We start from the raw sequence: 21,796 nt of genomic DNA, 5'->3' as shown, positions 1-21,796 counted from the left end.
GGAGGGGTCGACATACTGTGATCGTGTCGGGTTCGGGCGGTCGCGCGAATCTCAGCGACAAGGATCTCGTCGAGTCGGTTCTTCGCGAACTGAGCGAGGCCGCCGACAAGTGGGAAGCCCTTGTGGCGCAGGCCGAGGCCGTCACCTACAGCGTCGATCTCGGCGACATCTTTGCCGTGGCCAATGCCGACGGACGGTTGCTCAAGCTGACGCTGCATCCCGGCGTGATGACCGGATATGCCCACGGCGAGCTCGCCGACCGACTGAACCTCGCGATCACGGCCCTGCGGGAAGAGGCCGAGGCCGAGAACCGGGCAAGTTACGGCGGACCGCTGCACTAACTCGCGCCGGCGCGCTCATCGACCGACGCTCGGTCCGTGGGCGTCGGCTCTCTTCGCGCGCCGGCGCGCTCATCGACCGACGCTCGGTCCGTGGGCGCCGGCTCTCTTCGCGCGCCGGCGCGCTCATCGACCGACGCCGGGCGGGCCGGCGAAGGCCTGCGCGATCTCCAGCCAGCGCTGGGCGTCGGGCCCGTGCGCGGTGATGTCGAGGGCACTGAGCGAGCGGCGCTGAGTGACCAGACAGCAGAAGTCTTCCGCGGAACCGGTGACCCGCTGGGCGGCGTCGGGCGGTCCCCAACTCCAGGTGTCGCCGCTGGGTCCCCGCAACTCGACCAGGAAAGGCTCGGCCGGAGCGGGGAGGTTGTTCACGAAAAAGGCGTAGTCGCGGGTGCGCACCCCCAGATGAGCGATCGACCGCAACCGGTCGGTGGCCACCCGCTTGACGCCCAGCGCGTCCGCCACGTCCAGTCCGTGGGCCCACGTCTCCATCAACCGCGCGGTAGCCATCGACGCCGCGCTCATCGGGGGGCCGAACCAGGGAAGTTTTCGCCCGGCGGGAACCATCAGCAGGTCGTCGTGCAATCGGCCGCGGGTGACCCGCCAATCGGCGAGCAGCTCGGCCGGCGGAAGAGCCGCCAACTCTTCGGCGCCGGCGTCGACGAAGCCGGCTGGGTCGGCGGCCGCCGCCTTGAGCTCTTCGGCGAACCCGGCCTCGTCGGTGACCGCGGTCAGCGCGACCCGGTCGGTCCACAACAAATGCCCGATCTGATGGGCGATTGTCCAGCCGGGCGCGGGCGTCGGATCGGCCCAGCGTTCGGGCGGCAGCGGTGCAACCAGGGCGTCGAGCTCATCGCTTTCGGCCCGTAGGTCAGCCACGATCGGTTCGGGACCCGCCATCATTGCCTCCGCTCGTCGGTTGCCGCCGCCGGGTAGCGATTATTCGCCTGCTCGCCCCGCCGGCCCAGGACGCCGTGCATGGCCAGGCCGGCCAGGTACACCCCCGAGCCGAACAGGACGAAAGCCGGCGCGTGGCCGTCGGCGGGAATCAACAGCGCGGCCACCGTGATCGAGACGATGAACGAGACCCAGAACAGCGCGTCCTGCACGGCGAACACGTGCCCGCGCAGGGCGTCATCGACATCCATCTGCATCGCCGAGTCGGCGCACAGCTTGACCATCTGCCCGGTCACACCGAGGAAGAAGCCGCAAGCCACCATGATCGGTAGCAGTAATCCCGCGCCGGCGACTTCGATGATCGCCGACATCACCAAAGCACCATTGACCGTCGCATAGCGCCCCCAGCGACGGACCGCGGGCGGAGTCAGCACATTGGCCAGGAATGCGCCCAGACCCGCGGCGCCGAAGAACACCAGCGCGGTGCCCAATCCCCCGGCTTCGGGGTCGGTCATGTGGTGGACCAGCAACAGGACCAGCAAGGAATTGATGCCGATCACCATCCGGTGGGCGGCCAGGCCGGACAAGGTCGCGGCGACGGTCGGCCGTTGCGCCACCGTGCGCGCGCCGTGCAGCCAGCCGGTGACCACGGCGTAGATGACCGGTCCGTGGATCGCCCGCTTGGTGTCGTCGGGGCCGAGGACACGAGGGCCGAACCGCCACGACAGCAGCAAGGCGATCACGACGGGGATCGCGGTGAGGAAGATGATCGCCGAGGCCCCCTTGTCACCGGCGCCGAATACGAACCGGGGCACGAGCATGAAGTTGGCGCCGATGAAGGCGGCGACGGCCCCGGCCGCGTTGGCTGCGGCGTTCATCGTCACGACCTGTTCGCGCGGCACGACGTGCGGCAGCGACGCCGAGAGCCCGGAAGCGACGAACCGGGCCAAACCGTTGGCGAACAGCGCGCCCAACAACAGCGGCAGATCGCCGGCCCGGACGGCCAGGATGGTGCCTATCGCTGCGATCAGGATGACGCGGCCGGCGTTGGCGCCGACGAGCACGAGCCGCCGGTCCCAACGGTCCATCAGCGCTCCCGCGAACGGACCCAACAGCGAATAAGGCAGGAACAGCACGGTGAACGCCCGCGCGATGGCCATCGGATCGGCGGCCCGGTCCGGATTGAACAGCAACGCCCCGGCCAGACCCGCCTGGAACAGCCCGTCACCGAATTGACTCGCCATGCGCACCTGCAGCAGCCGCCAGAATTCCGGCAAACTGCGCACCGACCGCCAGATTTCGGCGGGTGCGCTTGAGTGCATCCGGGATTGGATCACAAAACCGACTTCCAAGAGGGGGGCTAGCAAGCTCGTCACGTCCGAGCCGACTTACCAACAGTACAAATCTTCACGCCCCGCGCTTGATTCCCCCGAGCGGCAACCGCCGGATGCGATGATGGTGGGGTGCCGCCCGAGGATCCAGAGGACTATGTCGCGCCGGCCGCGCAGCGGGTGCGCGCGGGTACCTTGCTGCTGGCCAACACCGATCTTTTCGAACCGACGTTCCGGCGCAGTGTGATCTACATCGTCGAGCACAACGATGGCGGCACCTTGGGTGTGGTGCTCAACCGCGCCAGCGAGACCGCGGTGTACAACGTCTTACCGCAGTGGACCAAACTGGCGGCCAAGCCGAAGACGATGTTCATCGGCGGTCCGGTGAAGCGCGACGCGGCCCTATGCCTGGCGGCGTTGCGCGTTGGCGCCGATCCGCAAGGCGTGGCGGGCCTGCGGCATGTGGATGGCCGAGTGGTGATGGTCGACCTCGACGCCGACCCCGACACGATCGCGCCCTTCGTGGAGGGGGTGCGGATTTTCGCGGGCTACTCCGGATGGACCATCGGGCAGCTGGAAGGCGAAATCGAACGCGACGACTGGATCGTTTTGTCCGCGTTGCCCTCTGACGTTCTCGCGGGGTCGAGGTCCGACCTGTGGGGGCAGGTGCTGCGCCGCCAGCCGCTGCCGCTGTCGCTGCTGGCCACCCATCCGATCGACCTCAGCCGCAACTAGCCCCGCCGGGCTCAGTGGCAGGACTGCGCGCAGCCCGCACAGGTCCCCGCGCAGGCCGGCGCGGCCGACTCTTGTCGCAGTGCGAAGCGCGCGCTCTGCCAGGACCCGGCGGCGAGCGTTCCGAAGGCGCCGATGACACAGACGATCAGCACCACCAGCGCCGTGTGCGCAGGGGCCGCCAGCGCCACCACCCCCCCGGCGGAAAGCATGATGGCCGCCGCCAGTTGAGCGGGAGCCATGGACCGCAGCGCCAGCGCGGTGGGGTCGACATTCCGGGGGCGCGCCAGCGACCAGGTCCCGAACCCGGCGGAGGCGACCGCCGCACACATGCTCAGCAGGCCCGCAATCAGCATGGCCTCACAATACGAGGCCGAACCCCCGTCCGCTCAGTCGGCTCCGAGGGGTCGGGGCCGTGGGCCTAGTGCTGCAAAAACGAGAAGTTGGGCAGCGGGGGCAGCCCGGGAACCAGGGCCAGCAGGTTTGGCGTGGGCTGCCGGCTGGGCATGGGCGCCTGCACCGGCAGGCCAACCGGGGCGGTGGCCGAGGTCTGCCGGAGCGGGGCCACGGCGGGTGCCTGGCCGACCGGAGCGGTGACGGGTGCCTGCCCGATCGGGGGCATGGGCGGTACTTGCCCGACCGGGGCCGCGACCGGAACTTGCGAGACCGGGGCCTGGGGGACCGGAGCCAGGGCCGGCCTTTGTGCAACCGGCGCCGGGGCCGGGGTCAGCCCGACCGGCGAGGCCGCGGGCGCTTGGACCGGCGCGGGGACGGGCGCCCCGGGAACGGTCACGCGGAAGCCGTTGACGATCGCGTCGGTGGCCGGTGCGTCGGCCACGGCGACCGCGCGATCGGTGGTTACTGCGAGCGAGACCAGGTAATTGTCATGCCCTGAGGTGGCGATGACGTGACGCCGCGACGTGTTCAGCGTCATGTCGCCGTCACGGTAGGTGCCTTCAACGATCGAGGACGGGAAGCCGCCGAAATCGGCCATCGAGGCGTTGGTGGGCTGCCAGGCGAGAAGTTTCTGGCTGTCGACATAACCGTGGGAGATGGCCTCTCGCGGGTCGAAATTGCCGACCAGCTTGTACACCACCACCTGGGCATTCGAGGTGTAAATGCTGCTGCCTTGCCGGTCGGCGATCACCGCGAACGCGTCGGGCACGTTCGGGTCGGGCACCTGGGTCCAGCGCGCCGGCACGGGCAGGGTGATGTCGAGCGCGTTGAGCCCTTGGGGCTTCTGCGCCTCGAGCTTGACCCCCTTCGACTCCAGGTATTCGCGGATGGTGCCCGAGGCGGCCGGGGTCACCGCGGGGGCCACCGGCGCGGCGGGCGCGACCGGGGCCGCGGCACCCGGGGCCGTCGGCGACGCGACGGGATTCGACGCCGGGGGGGCGGCGAGGAGCCGGTTGGTCGGTGCCTGTCCCGGCACGGCGGTGACGTTCTGCGGCGCGGGTGCCGGGAGCACGGGAACGGGTGATGGTGCGGGAAGCACGGGGTCTGCCGATGCCTGGGCGCAAGTGAAAACCGCCATGCCGATCAGGCCGGCGACCATACCCCCGAGGAGCGCACGGTGGGCGGGGACGATCTCGATCATCTGCGTCGGTCCTTCCAATGGCGCACTGCCAGCAGCTAGAGGCCGACTGTAACTACAGGTCAAAGGCGATGAATAGGCCCGAAATCGAGATGGGATGAACCTCTGATCGGTGCGCAACGGAACCGAGACCATCCTGTGGCCGGGGGTCGGGCCGAGGCCGCCCTTATACCCTGTTCAGGTGACCGACTCCCCGACCGCCGCCCCCGGGAACAACCCCGGTGCCGTTCAGACGGACTCCGATGCGCCGACGTATCGTTACACGGCGGCGCTGGCGGGCCGTATCGAGAGCACCTGGCAGGAGAACTGGGCGAGGCTCGGCACGTTCAACGTGCCCAACCCGGTCGGTTCGCTGGCCCCGACGGACGGCACCCCTGTCCCCGCCGACAAGTTGTTCGTGCAGGACATGTTTCCCTATCCCTCGGGCGAGGGACTGCACGTCGGGCACCCGCTGGGCTATATCGCCACCGACGTGTACGCCCGCTACTACCGGATGACTGGACATAACGTCCTGCACGCGTTGGGTTTCGACGCCTTCGGGCTGCCCGCCGAGCAATACGCCGTGCAAACCGGCACCCACCCCCGCACCCGGACCGAGGCCAACGTCGTGAACTTCCGGCGTCAACTGGGCCGGCTGGGCCTGGGCCACGACAGCCGGCGCAGCTTCTCGACCACCGACGTCGAGTTCTACAAGTGGACGCAGTGGATCTTCCTGCAGATCTACAACGCCTGGTTCGACACCTCGGCCCGCAAGGCGCGCCCGATCGCCGAGCTCATCGCCGAATTCGACTCGGGCGCAAGGAGGCTCGAGGACGGACGGGACTGGGCCGCGCTGTCGGTGGGGGAGCGCGCCGACGTGATCGACAGCCACCGACTGGTCTACCGCGCGGACTCGATGGTGAATTGGTGTCCCGGTCTAGGCACGGTGCTGGCGAACGAAGAGGTCACCGCGGATGGCCGTAGCGATCGCGGCAACTTCCCCGTGTTCCGGAAGCGGTTGCGGCAGTGGATGATGCGTATCACCGCCTACGCCGACCGCCTGCTCGACGACCTGGAACTGCTTGACTGGCCGGATCCGGTCAAGACCATGCAACGCAACTGGATCGGCCGCTCCACCGGCACCCGGGCGCTGTTCGCGGCGATCAACGCCGGCGGCGAGACGGTCGACATCGAGGTGTTCACCACCCGGCCGGACACCATGTTCGGCGCCACCTACCTGGTGCTGGCTCCCGAGCACGACCTGGTCGACGGCCTGATCGCCGCCGGCTGGCCGGAGGGGACCGACGCGCGGTGGACCTACGGGGCCGCGACGCCGGGCGAGGCGGTCGCCGCCTACCGGCAGGCGATCGCGGCGAAGTCGGACCTCGAGCGTCAAGAGAACAGGGACAAGACCGGCGTGTTCCTGGGTAGCTACGCGACGAACCCCGCCAACGGCAAGCCGGTACCGATCTTCATCGCCGACTACGTGTTGGCCGGCTACGGCACCGGCGCCATCATGGCGGTCCCCGGCCACGACCAGCGCGACTGGGACTTCGCCCGGGAGCTCGGGCTGCCGATCGTGGAAGTCATTGCGGGAGGAGATATCTCGGAGGCCGCATACCCCGGTGACGGTGTTCTGGTCAATTCCGGTTACCTCGACGGAATGGACGTGCCCGCGGCGAAGGAGGCGATCACCGCCCGCCTGGAGGCGGACGGCCGCGGCTGGGCGCGGATCGAATTCAAGCTGCGGGACTGGCTTTTCGCCCGGCAGCGCTACTGGGGTGAGCCGTTTCCGATCGTCTACGACGGCGACGGACGCGCCCACGCGCTCGACGAGGCTGCGCTGCCCGTCGAGCTGCCCGACGTGCCCGACTATTCGCCGGTGCTGTTCGACCCCGACGACGCGGACAGCGAGCCGTCGCCACCACTGGCCAAGGCGACGGGGTGGGTGCATGTCGACCTGGACCTCGGCGACGGCCTGCAGCCCTACACCCGCGACACCAACGTGATGCCGCAGTGGGCCGGCAGCTCCTGGTACGAACTGCGATACACCGATCCGCACAACTCGGAACGGTTGTGCGCCAAGGAAAATGAAGCTTACTGGATGGGACCGCGACCGGACGAGCACGGCCCGCAGGATCCCGGCGGCGTCGACCTCTACGTGGGAGGCGCCGAGCACGCGGTGCTGCACCTGCTGTACGCCCGGTTCTGGCACAAGGTTTTATACGACCTGGGCCACGTCAGTTCCCGGGAGCCGTACCGCCGCCTGGTCAACCAGGGTTACATTCAGGCCTTCGCCTACACCGACTCGCGCGGGTCTTACGTTCCGGCCGACGAGGTGCTCGAGCGCGGCGGCCGCTTTTTCTACCGGGGTCCGGACGGCGAGATCGAGGTCTTCCAGGAATTCGGCAAAATCGGCAAGAGCCTGAAGAACTCGATCTCGCCCGATGAGATCTGCGACGAGTACGGCGCCGACACGCTGCGGGTGTACGAGATGTCGATGGGTCCGCTGGAGGCCTCCCGCCCATGGGCCACCAAGGACGTCGTCGGGGCGCACCGCTTCCTGCAACGTGTGTGGCGCCTCGTGGTCGACGAGCAGACCGGCGAGACGCGGGTAGTCGATGTGGCAGGGGAGCAGGAGCTCGACGTCAACACCCTGCGAGCGTTGCACCGCACCATCGCGGGAGTGTCGGAAGACTATGCCGCACTGCGCAACAACACTGCGGCCGCCAAACTGATCGAGTACACCAACCACCTCACCAAAGAGCACCGCGACGCGGTGCCGCGGGCGGCGGCCGAGCCGCTGGTGCTGATGTTGGCGCCGCTGGCGCCGCACATGGCCGAGGAGCTATGGCTGCGGTTGGGCCACACCACGTCGCTGGCGCATGGCCCGTTCCCGGAGGCCGACCCGGCCTACCTGGTCGACGACAGCGTCGAATACCCCGTCCAGGTGAACGGCAAGGTGCGGGGGCGAGTAGTGGTGGCCGCCGACGCCGATCAGGACACCCTGAAGGCCGCGGCGTTGTCGGACGAAAAGGTTCGGGCATTCCTGGCCGGAGCCAACCCGCGCAAGGTCATCGTGGTCCCGGGCCGGCTGGTCAACCTGGTCGTCTAGCGGCCGACGAGTCACCGGCCCGTGGGCCGCAGCACCACCTCGTGGACGTGGCCGTCTGGGGGCGTAGCCACCACGTTGGCGACCGCGACCGCGACAGTTTCGGGCCGGAGGAACTTGCTGGGGTCGTACGTCCCGCCCTCGTACTCGACGAGCTCGCGTTGCATCTCGCTGTCCGTGCGGCCGGGGTAGACCGTGGTCACCCGCAGCTCGGGCTCGTCGGCGCGCAGCGAGTCGGCGAAGGCGCGCAGCGCGAACTTGCTGGCCGAGTACGAGGCCATGCCGGGCGAAACGTTGCGGCCCGCCCCGGAGTTGATGAACACCACCTGACCGTGCGCCTGCCGCAGCGCAGGTAGCAACGCCAACGTAAGTTCCACCGGCCCTAGCACATTGACGGCAAAGGTGGCGCGCCACTCGTCGACGTTGGACTCGGCCACATGACCGGGGATCGACACGCCGGCGTTGTGCACCAGCACGTCGAGTTCGTCCACGATCTCGCAGGCGGCCTCGATATCACCGGAGTCGGTCAGGTCCAGTGGAAACGTCGTCGACCCGAGCCGCTGCGCGACGGCGTCGAGCCGGTCGGACGGCCGACCGGCCAGCAGCAGGGTGTGGGTGGGCGCCAACGCCGTGGCGATCGCGGAACCGATGCCGCCACCGGCGCCGGTGATGAGTGCAGTGGGCATGTACCGCAGTCTACGGGTGCGACCAAACTTGTTGCATGGCAGACATTTTCATGCCTCTTTACACGCCGGCGGCGCACCCGCGGGGCCCGCGGTCGGTTCGCCGCAGCCCAGCCGCTCCAGCGGCGCCAGCGCCTGCATCAGGATACCGAGGTCGGACGGGGGTAGCTGACTGAGCATCGCGGCCAGCGAGGCGCGCCGGTTGGCCAGCGACTCGCCGTGAACGGCACGCCCGCGCGGGGTGATGTCGACCAGCACCGCCCGCAGGTCGGACGGGTCGCGCGAGCGTTTCACCAGCCCCAGCTTTTCCAGCCGGCGGATCGCCACGGTGGTGGTGGGCGTGCGCACCCGTTCGTGGGCCGCGAGGTCGGTCATCCGAATCGGCCCTTGGTCCAGCAGGGTGACCAGAATCGACAGTTGCGCCAACGTCAGTTCGCCCGCGGCCGCCGTGCCGCTGGGGTCCCCGCGCCGCAGAATCGAAAACAATTTGGACAGCGCACGGTGCAAACCTTCCGCAAGCTCGGTGACGTCGGCCGCGGTGGATTCGCTGTCCGCCATAAACGGGGAGTCTAACGCTATATCAGCACGGACAAGGTAGCTATGCCGACTAATTAGTCGCAATGAGGTGGTCAAAGTACCTGGGACAAGAATCGCTGTAGCCGTTCGGTCCGCGCGGCTTCGAAAATCTGGTCCGGCGCCCCGGATTCCACGACCTTGCCGCGATCCATGAAGACAACGGTGTCGGATGCCGAGCGGGCAAAACCCATTTCGTGAGTGACCACGATCATGGTCATACCGTCGGCACCGAGGTCGGCGATGAGTTGCAGAATTCCTTTCACCGTTTCGGGATCCAGCGCCGACGTCGCCTCGTCGAAAAACATCACCTGCGGGGCCATGGCCAGCGCCCGGGCGATCGCCACCCGTTGTTGTTGGCCGCCGGACAGCATGCCGGGCCGCGCATCGGCCTTGTGCTTCAGGCCAACTCGCTCCAACTGAGCCAGCGCCAGCTCGCGGGCCTGGTCGGCGGGCAGGTGCCGCAACTTGCGCGGCGCCATCGCAACGTTTTTCAGCACGCTCAGATGCGGGAAGAGGTTGAATTGCTGGAACACCATGCCGATGCGCTGGCGCAGCTCGTTGGGGTCGTCGCGCAACACCGATCGGCCGTCCAGCAAGATGTCGCCGCTATCGGGTTCGTGCAATCGGTTCAAGGTGCGCAGCAGCGTCGACTTGCCGGAGCCGGACGGCCCGATGACGGCGACGGTGGTGCCGGCGGGCGCCTCGAAGTCAACGCCGCGCAGCACCTTGTTTCCGCCCAGAGTTTGGTGAATGTCTTTGGCGGCCAGCGATACCGGCGCACGTCCCGCAGCGGCGACGCTCACGTGATCTCCTGGCCGAACGTGGTGGCGAGCAAGCTGGAATTGTCATCGGGGTCGGGGGCGCCTCGACCGCGGCGCAGGCGCGCGTCGATGTAATTCACCAAATGCGTTAACGGAATGGTCAGTATCAGGTAGAACAGACCGGCCGCCACCAGCGGGGACAGGCTCCCGGTTTGGGCATTCAAATCCCGGCCCACCTGGAACAACTCCCGTTGATCGGCGATCAGGCCGAGGAAGTACACCAAAGCCGACGCCTTCAACAACCCGATGAACTGATTGACCAGCGCCGGCAGTACCCGTCGGATGCCCTGCGGCACCACCACCAGCCGCATCGCGGCCGTATAGCTGAATCCCAGGGCCCGCGAGGCCTCCAACTGGCCGGGGTCCACACTTTGTATTCCGGAGCGGAGGATTTCGCCGATGTAGGCCGCCGCCATCAATCCCAACGCGGCAATACCTAAGGGATAGGGATTCTTGTTCGTCAGTCCACCGACCAACGGCCCGATGCCCATTCCGATCAGCAGAATGATCACCACTTCGGGAAGGCCACGGAAGATGTCCGTGTAAACCCGCGCCGGCCAGCGCAGCCAGCGCCGATGCGAGATGCCCGCCATGGCCAGCACCATTCCGAGCGCCAAGCCGATCACGATGGCGCTGTTGGTCAGGATCAACGTGTTTGGTAGGCCCGTCGTGAACAGGACCGGAATGGCCTGGCGGTACATGTCCCAGTCGAAGAACGAGTCACGCAACTGGGCCAGCGTCGACTTGGGCGCGGCTTGACCCGTCGGCGCGCCATGCCGGCTGGCGGCGATCGCGGCGAAATCCGGCAGGCTTGGGACGGGCGCGGCCTTGGACCCGGGTTTCCAGCCCGGCGGCAGGCTACGCGGGACCCATTGGCAGTACAGCTTCGCCCAGGTGCCGTCGGCGATCACCGCGTCCAGCGCGGAGTTCAGCGCATCGATCAGTGGCTGGTTCTCCTTGGCGACCGCGTAGGCCACGAAATTGCCTGCGCTGTAAGTGTTCGCGACGGTCACCGCCGGATCGCCCGGTCGAATGACGGTCGAGGCGAGGGTTCCGGGCGCCACCCACGCGTCGATCTGCCGGGTCTTCAGGCTGGCATACAGGGTCGCGAAGCCCGGATACTTCACCGGTTGCAGATGCAGGGTGTCGACGACGTAAGACTCCTCGACGGTGCCCTGGACGACACCGATGCGCTGGCCGGCCGCCAGGTCGCTGAACTTGTGGATCGGCGAACCGGGCGGCACCACCAGCGAATAGAAGCCGAAGTCGTAGCCGTTGGTGAACGCGACGGTGTGACGGCGCCGCTCGGTGGCTTTCACCGACGCCGATCCGACGTCGAAGCGCCGGGACGCCACTTGGGCGAGTAGCGCGGAGAAGTCCGTGCTGACAAAGCGGACCTGCAGGTGCAGCTTGTCGGCGATGGCGCGCAGCAGCAGGTTGTCGAAGCCGCTGAATTCGCCGGTGGGATTGATGCAGATGTTGGGCGGGGCGTCCGACAGCGTCCCCACCGTCAGCACGCCCGGAATGCCCAGGCGCAGCGCGCCGACGTCGACAGCGCTGAGCGGTTCCACGGAATTGGTCGTGTCCCGGTCTTCCTCGGGCGTGGGCTGGGACTCGGTCAGATCTTTGGGCAGGGCCCTTGCGCTGTCCAAACCGGCCGGCGCGCATTGGTTCCAATCGGCAGCGGCGGGCACGGCGAGCCCGCCTAATGCCATGCAGCACACCAACACCGTGGTCGCGGTGAGTCCGAACAGCCTGCCGCGACGCAGGGTGCGCCGGTCCGCGCGCGCGTTCATCCCTGCCACCGTAACGACCGGCGCCCGGCCTCGTCGGGTGAGCGTCCCCTCTATAGGGCCAGCGACGGCTCGACGCCCACGGGTTCGGCGTCGTCGAGTCCCTCGAGCGGTCCGGGGACGACCGGGATCACCTCGTCGGGCGCGGTGAACACTCTGCGCCGGGAAAGTTCGGCCAGCATGGTCTGGGCCATCAGGTAGGAGCGGCCGACGCACGCGGCCCGTGCCGCCTCGGGGTCGCGCCGGTTGATCGCGGCCGTCTCGTCTTCGTAGAACGGCAGCATTTCCTCGCGGCTGCCTTGATAGATCAGCCAGAACACCCGGGGGACCAGGTTTTGCGAGGCGCGGATCGTCGCGTGCAGTCGCGGGCCGGCGTATTCGTCGTTGATCGTTTGCCGGTATTCCGCGGCGATGTCGCAAAAGGTCCGCGAATCCTTCGCGGCGCGCAGCGATCGCATCAGGGCGTCGAGCCGACCCAGGATCCTCGGGGTGGGACTAGTGGCCGCGCGCGCGGACGCGATGCCGTTGAGCAGGCCCTCGAGCTCGTGATGCTCGAGGACGGTGGCTTCGTCGAATCGCTCGACGAACGCCCCACGGTGATAGCGGGTGGAGACAATGCCGTCGTGTTCGAGCTGAACCAGCGCCTCTTGAATGGGGACGCGGCTCACTCCCAGTCCCAACGCGATCTCATTGCGATCGACGCGGTCGCCGGTGCGCAACTTTCCCGTCAGCAAGAGGTGAAGGATGTGCGAAACAACCAGGTCCTTTTCTTTGACCCCGTATTTCTTCGGCATTCGTCGTTGAGTCTCTTTCAAACCCGATTCGGTCATCAGCGCGAGAAGTTTCTCACGAGTGGGCTCGTACTTTCCGGCGTTTGACCGATAAATGGTCGGAGGCCTCAACGACTATCGCGCCACCGGCACAGCGCTTCGGCCGCGCCGAGGTCGTAATCCGGACCGTCACAGGCAACCGTCAACAGCGTGACACCGAGGCCGACGAGCGTCTCGGCATTGCCTACCAGGTCGCCGCGGTGCTGCACGGCCGCCGAACGTTCGATGCTCGCCGGGTCGCGGCCGACGTCGGCGCAGTGCCGGGCCAGCACCTCTGACTTGGCCGGGAACTCGTCGGCGGAGGTGAAGCTGTGCCACATGTCGGCGTATTGGGCGACCAGCCGTAGCGTCTTACGCTCGCCGCCGCCGCCGATCAGGATCGGGATGTCGCGGTTCGGCAGCGGATTCAGCTTGGCCAGCCGGGCCTTGATGCGGGGGAGCGCGCCGGCCAGGTCGTCCAGACGGCTGCCCGCGGTGCCGAAGTGGTAGCCGTATTCGTCGTAGTCCTTCTGCTTCCAGCCCGAGCCGATCCCCAGCACGAGGCGGCCGTCAGAGATGTGGTCGACCGTGCGGGCCATGTCGGCCAGCAACTCGGGATTCCGGTAGGAGTTGCAGGTGACCAGCGCGCCGATCTGAATGCGCGATGTCTGCTCGGCCCACGCCCCGAGCATGGTCCAGCATTCGAAATGCGCGCCGTCGGGATCCCCGTAAAGGGGGAAGAAGTGGTCCCAGTTGAACGCGATGTCGACGCCGATGTCCTCGCAGCGACGCACGGCGTCACGGATTTGTCCGTATTGCGGCGCGTGCTGCGGCTGCAGTTGCACACCGACGCGGATGGGGAGGCCTGATTGCATACCACCCACCGTAGGCTCAGCGCGCCTCCAGCACCCCGCGCAGCAGGTCGATCAGGGCGCGGGGCTGGTCGCTTTGCACGGAGTGGCCGGCATTCTCGACGACGTGTGCGGTACGGAAATGCCTTGTTCGACGCCGTAATTCGGCGGCATCGTCGTCGCTGACGAATCCGGAGTTGCCGCCGCGGATGAGGGTGATGGGCGCGGACAACCTGTCCACGTCGTCCCAGAGGACGTCGAAGTCGGGGAACTTGCGGATGACGTCGTAGCGCCACGTCCACGTGCCGTTGTCCAGCCGCCGCGAGTTGTGAAAGACGCCGCGGCGCAGCGCCGTCACCTCGCGATGCGGCGCCGCGGCGATCGTCAGGTCCAGCATCGCTTGGAAGCTTTCGAATTCGCGCTCCCCATGCATCAACGCCACCGTGCCCTGCTGTTCTTTGGTCATCTCCGAGTGCCGCTGCAGCGCCGACGGTGTGACGTCGATGAGGACCAGTTCGTCGACGAGTTCGGGCGCCACGGCGGCCAGCCGTATCGCGGTCAACCCGCCCAGCGACATGCCCACGACAAGATCGGCGTTTGGGGCGTGCTCGCGCAGCGCCGGCAACAGGGCGTCGGCGTTGAGCTGCGGCGAGTAGTCGCCGTCCTCGCGCCACGCCGAATGGCCGTGCCCGGGCAGGTCGACGGCCAGCGCGGGCTCGCCGAGGCCGACGATGACGGTGTCCCAGGTGTGCGCGTTCTGACCGCCGCCGTGCAGGAAGACGATCCGCGGGGGAGTGGCGCCCCAGCGCAGCGCGCTGATCTTGCCCTCCCCGTCGCCCGCCTCGACGCGTTGCACATCGGGCAGCGGGCCGGTGACACCGGCTTGCTCGGCGTTCTCGCCCAACAGCGCGAATTCAGAGAGTCCATCCAGTACGTCTTCGGAGATTTCGGCCACGATCTAAGACCCTAGCTCCGGTGTCTAGAGGACGTAACGACGGCGAATGCCGTGGAAGCGCTCCCACATCGCGGCGGTGCGTTCGGCTGGGGTGACCATGGCGGTGCCTGCGGGCAGGGCGGCGAGCAGTTCGTCGTGCTTGACAACCCGGGTGTTCAGCGCGGCGGGCTCGCCTTCGAGCATGTGCCGGTAGGTCAGGTTGCCGCGCGCGAAGCCCTGGGTGTCGAGCCAGTTGTGAACGCCCAGATCACGGTGGGCCATGACGAGACGAACACGTCCGTCTGCGTCGGTCTGCGTGCGGCTCGGCGTGTAGCTCACCGGCCGGTACAGGTAATCCATGCTGTTGAAGAAGACACCCATGTTGCTCAGCATCCACAACCCCTCGTGGGCGCCGAACTCGACGATCAGCGCCTCGTCGTCCGCGAGTTCCCAATACATGTTGGCGGCCGCCCGGCCGCGCCTGGTATCCGCATCGGACGCGGCGACGTGCGGGAAGGTGTTGGGGCAGTTGGCGTCGACGCCGCCGTAGGTGAAGGGAAACTCGGGCCAGTCGGCCATCAGGCCGGTGACGAACTCACCGGCCCAGCGCATCGCCTCGACCATCTCGATGGGCGAGGGCAACGGCTTGGGGGAGTCCATGTCGATCCGCTCGATGCGCAGCTGCGCCGGCAGTTCGTCCCAACGGTCGAAACCCTGGCGAACGAACAGTTTCCGCGACGCGGCCGTGGTGGGCAGCCAGTTCGGCCCGCGCTCGGGTCCGCCGATGTAGAGCTCGAATTCGCTGTCGTCGCCGACCTGGAGCTGATGACCGAGCAGATTGGCCTCCGGTACGTCGCCGAACGGTTCGTGCAGCACGCCCGGGCCGGGCGCACGTGGCCCGTGGACCGTAACGTTGAAGAACCTTGCGGTGCCCCGGGTCCCGGCGAGCCGGTACGTCGACTGCCCGTCGATCCACGCCTGCTGGTAGGTGAAGTCGGCGCAGTCGCCGCCCAGCTTGCGGGTCGGGCCACAGAAGGTGTGCAGAACCGGGTAGCGGGTGTCGTGCGTCTCGAGCGCCAGATCGAAGGCCTGGCCGAGGTTTTGGGTGAGAAACCGGTAGGCGTCGACCCGATGCACGCCCGACGCCGGGTTGGCCTGCTTGAAGACCTGCTCGCCCGCTTCCTGCAGCCGCGCGCAGAATTCGGACCACGCCCGCTGCAGCGCTGCGTCGTGGGGACCGTCACCGAAGGCCATGCTCACGCACCCAGCCTCTCGAGCATCGCGCTGAGGACACCACATGCGCGCCGGGCGGATTCCAGATGCCCCTCGCGGTCGATCCGGGGACCGATCAGTTCCAGGTCGAAACCGTGGGAGTAGCCGCCGGCGAGCGCTTGGGCGACGAACGCCTCGAGCGGAATCGTGCCGTCGCCCGGCACCGCCCTGGCCGGCAACGCCCGGTCGCCGAGCACATAGTCGCTCAGCTGGATCAGCGACGTGCGCGGTAACGCCCGCTGCACCATAGCCTCGACATCCCCCTCAGCCCAACAGTGGAACACGTCGATGCAGACACCCAGGCCGCCCATCTCGGCCAGCGTGACGGTGTCGCGCAGGGTGTGGGCAAGGTGGATGTCGGCGTAGAGGCTGGACGCATTCTCGATGGCCAGCGCCACCCCGGCCGCCTCGGCCTGCGCCACGCAGGGCGCGACCATCGCGCAAAATCGGTCGGCGGCCTGCGCCCACGTGAGGTCGCCGCGCCCGCCGGTCAGCAAATAGACGGTGCGGGCGCCGACTGCGGCAGCGGCGTCGATCACAGCCGACAGCGCATCACGCGCGGCGTGCGAGTCGCTGGACAGCCGGCCACCGGCGAACAGGTGGTAGACGGCCTCCACGGCATATGCGTTGCCGTGCAACAACATTGGGAAGTTCGGTTCGAGCAGCTGGCTGTCCAGGATGCTCAGCCGGGAGACACCAAGCGCCGCCCAATGAGCTTCCAGTTCGGCCAGGGACTCACCGTGGAAGGTGACGTTGTGCACCGACAGACGGTGGTGTGGGCCGGCCATGTCAGGCGCGGTTCTCGATGGCGATGCCGAATCGCTCGCGGAATGACTGGAATTCGGCGTGCAGCGCATCGAGGTCTTCGCCGATGTCGGTCAGCAGTTGGGTGGAATAGGTGAATTTGCCGTAGCGGTCGCCACGATTGTTGGCCAGGTAGGCGCGCATCGCCGATTCGGCGTCGTCCGACAGCTGGCGGCCGCAGAACTGGTAGTAGCGCCGCACGGTGCCGACGTGGTCTGCGACGAAGTCGGCGTAGCGCACGTGCAGGATGCGCGGGTCGTCGACGAACGGATTGCTCATCGTGTTGGCGATACTGGCGCGGGTCATCTCGAGGTGCCTCTTTGCTTCGGCATGCAGGTCGACCGGACCGACGATGCCCTCGGCGATGTCGGCCATCATCATCGTGCGCGACGCCGCGACCTGGACGGGGTCGCGATGCAGCCACACCATGTGCGCGTCGGGATAGGTGTCGAACAGTTCCTTGAGGCGAAAACCGTGAAAACCCTTGAGCACCCAATACTTTCGTGGCCGACGATATTGCAGCTGTTGCAGCATGGCCTTGTGGAGCCGATATTGCGCCGCCGGATCGGTGGCCAGGCCGCCGACCAGCGACTGCATCGGCACTCGCCACCAGGCGGTGGGCGTCATCACGCGGAAGTCGAACGCCCAGGTGCGCTCGTCCTCGGGCAGGCCGTCACCCAGCATGTCGTTGTACGGGTGGCTGTGCAGCCACTTGGGCAGCTTGGCGTTGATCTCCCGCCAGTCCTCGTCGGCCCGCTCCCGGCGGTCGTCGTCGGGACCCGCCAGACCCGGCGGCGGTGACGGATACATCACTTCCCAGAAGCGCAGCGCCCGGGCTGACGGGTCGACGGACATCAGGGCGTGCATGAGCGTTGTGCCCGAGCGGGGTTCGCCCGTGACGAACATCGGCCCGTCGATCACCTCGTCGGCGATCGGGTAGCGGTTGCGGTCTTCGATGAGTTCCAGACGCGACGTCAGCAGCCAGCGGCACACCCGTGCCGCCTGCCGGTTTCCCTCGGTGTCCATGCCCAGGCCGTTGAGGTGGTCGACGGCGACGGCGAAGCGTTGCGGCAAGGTGGGATCGCCGTAGTCGCGCAGCCCCGTCTCGGCCTGCGCGTCGGCGAGCAGCTGGGCGGCGTCCAGGGGCGTCGTCACGATGACGCTCCGCACAGCCGCACCAGTTCGTCTTCGGCGGCGCGCACGTTGGCCGTCGAAGCCTCGGCGTATCTCAGGCCTGCCATCGCGCCATAATCCAGGATCTTGGGGACGCGCAGTCCCGCGTCCACAAAGGTCTTGACGATCTCGGCGACCTGCTTCGGCGTCCCGTGCGGTACGGCGGCCAGCACCATCTCGGGCCGCGCTTTGTCGAGGAATTCCAGGACCCGGTCGCGGGTGAGCACCGCCGGGTCGATGTCGTGGAATCCGCGCCACCGGTCGCCCATCGGGTGCTCAAATCCGAAGTCGCGCAACGTGTCCGCGGATACCTGCAGCAGGAACGCCTTGACCAGGGGCGCTTGGAGGATCTCGGCGAGGGCGTCCTCGTCCTCGCCGATCAGACACACCTGGATGAAGCACGGCGTGATCGCCTGCGGATCGCGGCCGGCGCGTTCGGCCGATTCCCTGACCGCGGCGAGCATTTCGGCGTAGTGCTCCGGTGTCCAGGCGCCGGCGGGCCACCACCCGTCGGCGTGCCGGCCGGCGATGTCCAGCATCCGGGGGCCACTGGCACCGATCCAGATTTGCGGCGGCCGGCCCGCGTAGGGTTCGGTGTCCAGCCGGGCATGGCGCAGCGTGTAGAACTGCCCGTCGAAATCGACCGGGCCGTCGCTCTCCCAGAGCAGCCGGATCACCGTCAGCGCCTCCTCGAAGCGGCTGACCGGCCGGGAGAAGTCGAAGCCGTAGGGCAGGGTGTTCTCGCTCTCGCCGCTGCCCAGGCCCAGGATGAAGCGCCCCTTGGCCAGGTGGTCGATGGTGAGCGCCGTCTGGGCCAGCATGGCTGGGTGGCGGCGCACGGTGTCGACGACGGCGCTGACGAGCGGCACGTTCTCGGTCAGGACGGCGGCCGCGGCGGCTACCGCCAGCCCGTCCAGGTGGCGGTGCGGCGACGGGGATGCGGTGGCCAGGTCGGTGAACTCGGGGGTCCAGAGGGAGTCGGGCCAGAAGCTGACCATGTGGTCGGGCAGCCAGATCGAGTGGTATCGGCCGCTGTCCAACTCCGCGAGCCGGGACAGGTCCAGCGGGAGGGTGGTGCGCAGGAACGCGGCGGGCTGAACGGTCATCGAGAGATGATGCTAAGCACTCGCACAGCGCGGTGGGGCCGAAACGGCTCCAGCGACCGCGAGCGTAACGCTGTGGCGAATTCCAGAGGTGAAAATCGCCGCGGCGTTACGCCCGCGGTTAGAGACTTCAGCCTTCGCTGATGAACTCTTCGAGCTGGGTGCGCGCGACATCGTCGGGCAGCTGCTGCGGCGGGCTCTTCATCAGGTAGGCCGACGCCGGGATCACCGGGCCGCCGATGCCGCGGTCCTTGGCGATCTTGGCCGCGCGCACCGCGTCGATGATGACGCCCGCTGAGTTCGGCGAGTCCCACACCTCGAGCTTGTACTCCAGGTTCAGCGGCACGTCGCCGAACGCCCGACCCTCGAGCCGCACGTAGGCCCACTTGCGGTCGTCGAGCCAGCCGACGTGGTCCGACGGCCCGATGTGCACGTCCTTCGTCTTGAACTCCCGCTGCAGGTTGGAGGTGACCGCCTGCGTCTTGGAGATCTTCTTGGACTCCAGCCGCTCGCGCTCGAGCATGTTGAGGAAGTCCATGTTGCCGCCCACGTTGAGCTGCATGGTGCGGTCCAGCTGCACACCGCGGTCCTCGAACAGCTTGGCCATCACGCGGTGGGTGATGGTCGCGCCGACCTGGCTCTTGATGTCGTCGCCGACGATCGGCACACCCGCGTCGGCGAACTTCTTGGCCCACACCGGGTCCGAGGCGATGAACACCGGCAGCGCGTTGACGAACGCCACGCCTGCGTCGATGGCGCACTGGGCGTAGAACTTGTCGGCCTCTTCCGAACCCACGGGCAGGTAGGAGACCAGCACGTCGACGTTGTTCTCCTTGAGCACCTTGACCACGTCGACCGGCTCGGCGTCGGAAAGCTCGATGGTGTCGGCGTAGTACTTGCCGATGCCGTCCAGGGTCGGGCCGCGCTGCACTGTCACGTTGGTGGGCGGCACGTCGGCGATCTTGATCGTGTTGTTCTCCGAGGCGAAGATCGCGTCGGACAGGTCGAATCCGACCTTCTTGGCGTCCACGTCGAAGGCGGCAACGAACTTGACGTCGCGCACGTGGTACTGGCCGAACTTCACGTGCATCAGACCGGGGACGGTGCTGTTCTCGTCCGCGTTCTGGTAGTACTCGACGCCCTGTACCAGCGAAGACGCGCAATTACCGACGCCGACAATGGCGACTCGTACCTCGGTGTGCGCCTCTTCCGCCTTCGGCGGCAGGTGGTCACTCATGGGGCGTTCTCCTAACTCCAATAACCTTGTTTCGCAGCTGATGGGATTCGTGCAGGGGTTTACGTCTGCTCGGAGAGGCCGGGCATCGCCCGCTCCGCGGCGATGAGCTCGTTGAGCCACTTCACTTCGCGCTCGCTGGACTCGAGCCCGAGTTGGTGAAGTTGGCGGGTGTAACGGTCGAACGAGTTACTGGCCCGCGCCACGGCTTCGCGCAAGCCCTCCCGCCGCTCTTCGACCTGACGGCGGCGGCCCTCCAGGATGCGCATGCGTGCTTCCGCCGGAGTCCGGTTGAAGAAGGCCAGGTGCACCCCGAAGCCGTCGTCGGTGTAGTTGTGCGGACCGGTGTCGGCCACCAGCTCACCGAAGCGCCGACGGCCCTCGTCGGTTAGCTGGTAGACGCGCCGGGCGCGCCGAACCGGGGTCCCGGCCGGGGCGGCATCCTCGGCAATCAACCCTTCGGCCTGCATCCGCCGGAGGGCCGGGTACAGCGAACCGTACGAGAATGCACGGAACGCACCGAGGAGTCCGGTCAGTCGTTTGCGCAACTCGTAACCATGCATCGGCGATTCGATCAGAAGGCCCAGGATGGCGAGCTCGAGCATCGAATCACCCCCTTTGCACGATTGGTTACGACGGTTCGACGCCTCGCGTCATCGTATCGCCTCGATATATTCGCCACAACACCACCGGATGTTCGTCGGCTGTTAGTCGGGGTGCGCGAAATCGAATTGCGGCGGGTGCCGGCCCGCTCACATGGCGGTCAGGACGGCAAGTTCAGCTGCTTGACGGTTCCGTCACCTGCGAAGACGATGTAGCCACTACCGTAGTCGCTGGAGACATACAGCGATAGCGACAGCGCGCCGGGGGTGGTCGGGTCGCTCGCCGGTTCGATGATCAGGTACTGGGTTTTGACGTCCGACGGCTTCATGCGAAGCGTCTGCGGGGCGCCGCGCATGATGCCCACCGTCGCCGTGACGTCGAACTTGCTCAGGTCGACGGCGACGGGACCGTCGGCAGAGCTCCTGGCAGAACTGGAGGGGTCTGACCATCCGCCGCGGTAGGTGTAGGTCAGCACCCTGCGGTCGTCGGAGGGATCCGGGCGGTCGAACACCGCGTACGTCGGGTAGATCACCAGCCGGTACCCGACGGCGTCGCCGAACCGTTTGCGCGTTTGCTCGAGCAGCCCGGTAAGCCCGCCGACCGAATGCAGTTGGGTGGGCGGGGTCAGCACCACGGGGCCGACTCCGTCCGGCCTGGCTCCGGGATCGGTGGTGAAGTCCAGGGGCGAGCTGGTGTTGCCGTACAGGCCCCAGCCGATGCCTATGCCGAGCAGCACCGACACGGCGAAGGCGGCGGCGAGCGAGCCCCAGCCGCCGAGCTTCGGCGGCAACCGCGGGCCCTTGACCGCCGGCGTCGGCAGCGCGGAGCTGTCGGTCTGCAGGTCGGTCACCAGGGCCTGGAGGTCGCCGAGGGTGACCGCATTGGTGGCCGCGCTGACACGTTCCCGGTGTTCCTCCATGGAGAGCTGGCCGTCGTTCAACGCGTCGTCGAGGATCTTGCAGGCGTCTTGCCGGTTGGTGTCCGTCGCGCGGGTGTTCGCCGCCGGCCGCCCAGCGAGCGACGTCCCGAGCCATTTCGCCACGGGGATGATCGTAGAGTCCGGCCCCCGGTCCGGGGCGGAAAGCAGCGGCCGACCACCCGCCGCGGGACGCCACGGTTTTGGTTGCGTATCGGCGCTCGCCGATGGCGACGTACTC

General features: G+C 67.6%; 21 protein-coding genes. 3 read left to right on the top strand and 18 right to left on the bottom strand.

Annotated elements, in window-relative coordinates; all coding sequences use genetic code 11:
* The first annotated feature begins 20 nt into the window (after nucleotides 1–20).
* Nucleotides 21–341 (top strand): DUF2710 family protein, encoded by a 321-nt coding sequence (locus G6N51_RS18945; RefSeq protein WP_142274915.1) that lies wholly within the window; start codon nucleotides 21–23, stop codon nucleotides 339–341.
* Nucleotides 342–464: 123 nt separating this feature from the next.
* Here the strand turns inward: G6N51_RS18945 and G6N51_RS18940 are convergent, their stop codons facing one another.
* Together G6N51_RS18940 and G6N51_RS18935 are read right to left on the bottom strand one after the other, a co-directional pair.
* Nucleotides 465–1,238 (bottom strand): TIGR03084 family metal-binding protein, encoded by a 774-nt coding sequence (locus tag G6N51_RS18940; RefSeq protein WP_083171386.1) that lies wholly within the window; start codon nucleotides 1,236–1,238, stop codon nucleotides 465–467.
* Nucleotides 1,238–2,557 carry an MFS transporter gene (locus tag G6N51_RS18935; RefSeq protein WP_083171383.1) on the bottom strand — a complete coding sequence of 440 codons (1,320 nt, stop codon included), beginning with the start codon at nucleotides 2,555–2,557 and terminating at the stop codon, nucleotides 1,238–1,240. The genes G6N51_RS18940 and G6N51_RS18935 overlap by 1 nt, the downstream gene beginning before the upstream one ends.
* Nucleotides 2,558–2,698: 141 nt before the next feature.
* Here G6N51_RS18935 and G6N51_RS18930 point away from each other — a divergent pair, with 141 nt between their 5' ends.
* Nucleotides 2,699–3,301 (top strand): YqgE/AlgH family protein, encoded by a 603-nt coding sequence (locus G6N51_RS18930; protein WP_083171156.1) that lies wholly within the window; start codon nucleotides 2,699–2,701, stop codon nucleotides 3,299–3,301.
* A gap of 11 nt (nucleotides 3,302–3,312) precedes the next feature.
* On the opposite strand, the gene G6N51_RS18925 is transcribed toward G6N51_RS18930, so the two are convergent.
* On the bottom strand, nucleotides 3,313–3,654 hold the full coding sequence (locus tag G6N51_RS18925) for a hypothetical protein (protein WP_083171154.1): 342 nt from the start codon (nucleotides 3,652–3,654) through the stop codon (nucleotides 3,313–3,315).
* Between the two features lie 65 nt (nucleotides 3,655–3,719).
* The gene (locus G6N51_RS18920; protein WP_083171152.1) at nucleotides 3,720–4,895 is read right to left on the bottom strand and encodes an LpqN/LpqT family lipoprotein; all 1,176 of its coding nucleotides are present in this window, start codon (nucleotides 4,893–4,895) and stop codon (nucleotides 3,720–3,722) included.
* Nucleotides 4,896–5,073: 178 nt separating this feature from the next.
* Here G6N51_RS18920 and leuS point away from each other — a divergent pair, with 178 nt between their 5' ends.
* Entirely contained in the window at nucleotides 5,074–7,986 is a 2,913-nt protein-coding gene (leuS, locus tag G6N51_RS18915) for a leucine--tRNA ligase (RefSeq protein ID WP_083171380.1), read from the top strand.
* An 11-nt stretch (nucleotides 7,987–7,997) separates the two neighbouring features.
* Here leuS and G6N51_RS18910 read toward each other — a convergent pair whose 3' ends face one another.
* The 14 genes from G6N51_RS18910 to G6N51_RS18845 form a co-directional block, all read right to left on the bottom strand.
* Complete coding sequence (locus G6N51_RS18910; protein ID WP_083171150.1) at nucleotides 7,998–8,669, bottom strand: SDR family oxidoreductase; 672 nt, start codon at nucleotides 8,667–8,669, stop codon at nucleotides 7,998–8,000.
* A 48-nt stretch (nucleotides 8,670–8,717) separates the two neighbouring features.
* Nucleotides 8,718–9,224: a MarR family winged helix-turn-helix transcriptional regulator gene (locus G6N51_RS18905; protein ID WP_083171148.1), complete on the bottom strand. Its 507-nt coding sequence runs from the start codon at nucleotides 9,222–9,224 to the stop codon at nucleotides 8,718–8,720.
* Nucleotides 9,225–9,295: 71 nt separating this feature from the next.
* Nucleotides 9,296–10,045 carry an amino acid ABC transporter ATP-binding protein gene (locus tag G6N51_RS18900; protein WP_083171146.1) on the bottom strand — a complete coding sequence of 250 codons (750 nt, stop codon included), beginning with the start codon at nucleotides 10,043–10,045 and terminating at the stop codon, nucleotides 9,296–9,298.
* Nucleotides 10,042–11,859, bottom strand: coding sequence for an ABC transporter substrate-binding protein/permease (locus G6N51_RS18895; RefSeq protein WP_083171144.1), 1,818 nt, complete (start codon nucleotides 11,857–11,859; stop codon nucleotides 10,042–10,044). Before G6N51_RS18895 ends, G6N51_RS18900 begins: the two co-directional genes overlap by 4 nt.
* Nucleotides 11,860–11,909: 50 nt before the next feature.
* Nucleotides 11,910–12,650, bottom strand: coding sequence for a GntR family transcriptional regulator (locus G6N51_RS18890; RefSeq protein ID WP_083171142.1), 741 nt, complete (start codon nucleotides 12,648–12,650; stop codon nucleotides 11,910–11,912).
* 104 nt (nucleotides 12,651–12,754) lie between these two features.
* Nucleotides 12,755–13,540 carry an LLM class F420-dependent oxidoreductase gene (locus tag G6N51_RS18885; protein ID WP_083171140.1) on the bottom strand — a complete coding sequence of 262 codons (786 nt, stop codon included), beginning with the start codon at nucleotides 13,538–13,540 and terminating at the stop codon, nucleotides 12,755–12,757.
* A gap of 16 nt (nucleotides 13,541–13,556) precedes the next feature.
* The gene (locus tag G6N51_RS18880; RefSeq protein ID WP_083171138.1) at nucleotides 13,557–14,471 is read right to left on the bottom strand and encodes an alpha/beta fold hydrolase; all 915 of its coding nucleotides are present in this window, start codon (nucleotides 14,469–14,471) and stop codon (nucleotides 13,557–13,559) included.
* A gap of 24 nt (nucleotides 14,472–14,495) precedes the next feature.
* Complete coding sequence (locus G6N51_RS18875) at nucleotides 14,496–15,704, bottom strand: hypothetical protein (RefSeq protein ID WP_083171136.1); 1,209 nt, start codon at nucleotides 15,702–15,704, stop codon at nucleotides 14,496–14,498.
* Between the two features lie 2 nt (nucleotides 15,705–15,706).
* Entirely contained in the window at nucleotides 15,707–16,510 is an 804-nt protein-coding gene (locus G6N51_RS18870) for a sugar phosphate isomerase/epimerase family protein (protein ID WP_083171134.1), read from the bottom strand.
* Between the two features lies 1 nt (nucleotide 16,511).
* Entirely contained in the window at nucleotides 16,512–17,681 is a 1,170-nt protein-coding gene (locus G6N51_RS18865) for a sulfotransferase family protein (protein ID WP_083171377.1), read from the bottom strand.
* A complete protein-coding gene (locus tag G6N51_RS18860) occupies nucleotides 17,678–18,805 on the bottom strand; it encodes an LLM class flavin-dependent oxidoreductase (protein ID WP_083171132.1) in 1,128 nt (375 codons plus the stop codon). The genes G6N51_RS18865 and G6N51_RS18860 overlap by 4 nt, the downstream gene beginning before the upstream one ends.
* A gap of 127 nt (nucleotides 18,806–18,932) precedes the next feature.
* The gene (locus G6N51_RS18855; protein ID WP_083171130.1) at nucleotides 18,933–20,039 is read right to left on the bottom strand and encodes an inositol-3-phosphate synthase; all 1,107 of its coding nucleotides are present in this window, start codon (nucleotides 20,037–20,039) and stop codon (nucleotides 18,933–18,935) included.
* Nucleotides 20,040–20,098: 59 nt separating this feature from the next.
* Entirely contained in the window at nucleotides 20,099–20,641 is a 543-nt protein-coding gene (locus tag G6N51_RS18850) for a PadR family transcriptional regulator (RefSeq protein ID WP_055399552.1), read from the bottom strand.
* Between the two features lie 158 nt (nucleotides 20,642–20,799).
* Nucleotides 20,800–21,681 (bottom strand): DUF1707 SHOCT-like domain-containing protein, encoded by an 882-nt coding sequence (locus G6N51_RS18845; RefSeq protein ID WP_083171128.1) that lies wholly within the window; start codon nucleotides 21,679–21,681, stop codon nucleotides 20,800–20,802.
* Nucleotides 21,682–21,796 lie beyond the last annotated feature (115 nt).

The sequence above is a fragment of the Mycobacterium paraseoulense genome, assembly GCF_010731655.1.
Lineage (GTDB): Bacteria > Actinomycetota > Actinomycetes > Mycobacteriales > Mycobacteriaceae > Mycobacterium > Mycobacterium paraseoulense.
Note: the sequence above shows the minus strand (reverse complement) of the source record. Positions and strands in the feature narration are given on the sequence as shown.

Coding starts and splice junctions, on each gene's coding strand:
- G6N51_RS18885 (WP_083171140.1), bottom strand. CDS start 13,540: ATGCAATCAGGCCTCCCCATCCGCGTCGGTGTGCAACTGCAGCCGCAG.
- G6N51_RS18940 (WP_083171386.1), bottom strand. CDS start 1,238: ATGGCGGGTCCCGAACCGATCGTGGCTGACCTACGGGCCGAAAGCGAT.
- G6N51_RS18910 (WP_083171150.1), bottom strand. CDS start 8,669: ATGCCCACTGCACTCATCACCGGCGCCGGTGGCGGCATCGGTTCCGCG.
- G6N51_RS18935 (WP_083171383.1), bottom strand. CDS start 2,557: ATGCACTCAAGCGCACCCGCCGAAATCTGGCGGTCGGTGCGCAGTTTG.
- G6N51_RS18925 (WP_083171154.1), bottom strand. CDS start 3,654: ATGCTGATTGCGGGCCTGCTGAGCATGTGTGCGGCGGTCGCCTCCGCC.
- G6N51_RS18850 (WP_055399552.1), bottom strand. CDS start 20,641: ATGCTCGAGCTCGCCATCCTGGGCCTTCTGATCGAATCGCCGATGCAT.
- G6N51_RS18855 (WP_083171130.1), bottom strand. CDS start 20,039: ATGAGTGACCACCTGCCGCCGAAGGCGGAAGAGGCGCACACCGAGGTA.
- G6N51_RS18905 (WP_083171148.1), bottom strand. CDS start 9,224: ATGGCGGACAGCGAATCCACCGCGGCCGACGTCACCGAGCTTGCGGAA.
- G6N51_RS18860 (WP_083171132.1), bottom strand. CDS start 18,805: ATGACCGTTCAGCCCGCCGCGTTCCTGCGCACCACCCTCCCGCTGGAC.
- G6N51_RS18890 (WP_083171142.1), bottom strand. CDS start 12,650: ATGCCGAAGAAATACGGGGTCAAAGAAAAGGACCTGGTTGTTTCGCAC.
- G6N51_RS18895 (WP_083171144.1), bottom strand. CDS start 11,859: ATGAACGCGCGCGCGGACCGGCGCACCCTGCGTCGCGGCAGGCTGTTC.
- G6N51_RS18870 (WP_083171134.1), bottom strand. CDS start 16,510: ATGGCCGGCCCACACCACCGTCTGTCGGTGCACAACGTCACCTTCCAC.
- G6N51_RS18920 (WP_083171152.1), bottom strand. CDS start 4,895: ATGATCGAGATCGTCCCCGCCCACCGTGCGCTCCTCGGGGGTATGGTC.
- G6N51_RS18875 (WP_083171136.1), bottom strand. CDS start 15,704: ATGGCCTTCGGTGACGGTCCCCACGACGCAGCGCTGCAGCGGGCGTGG.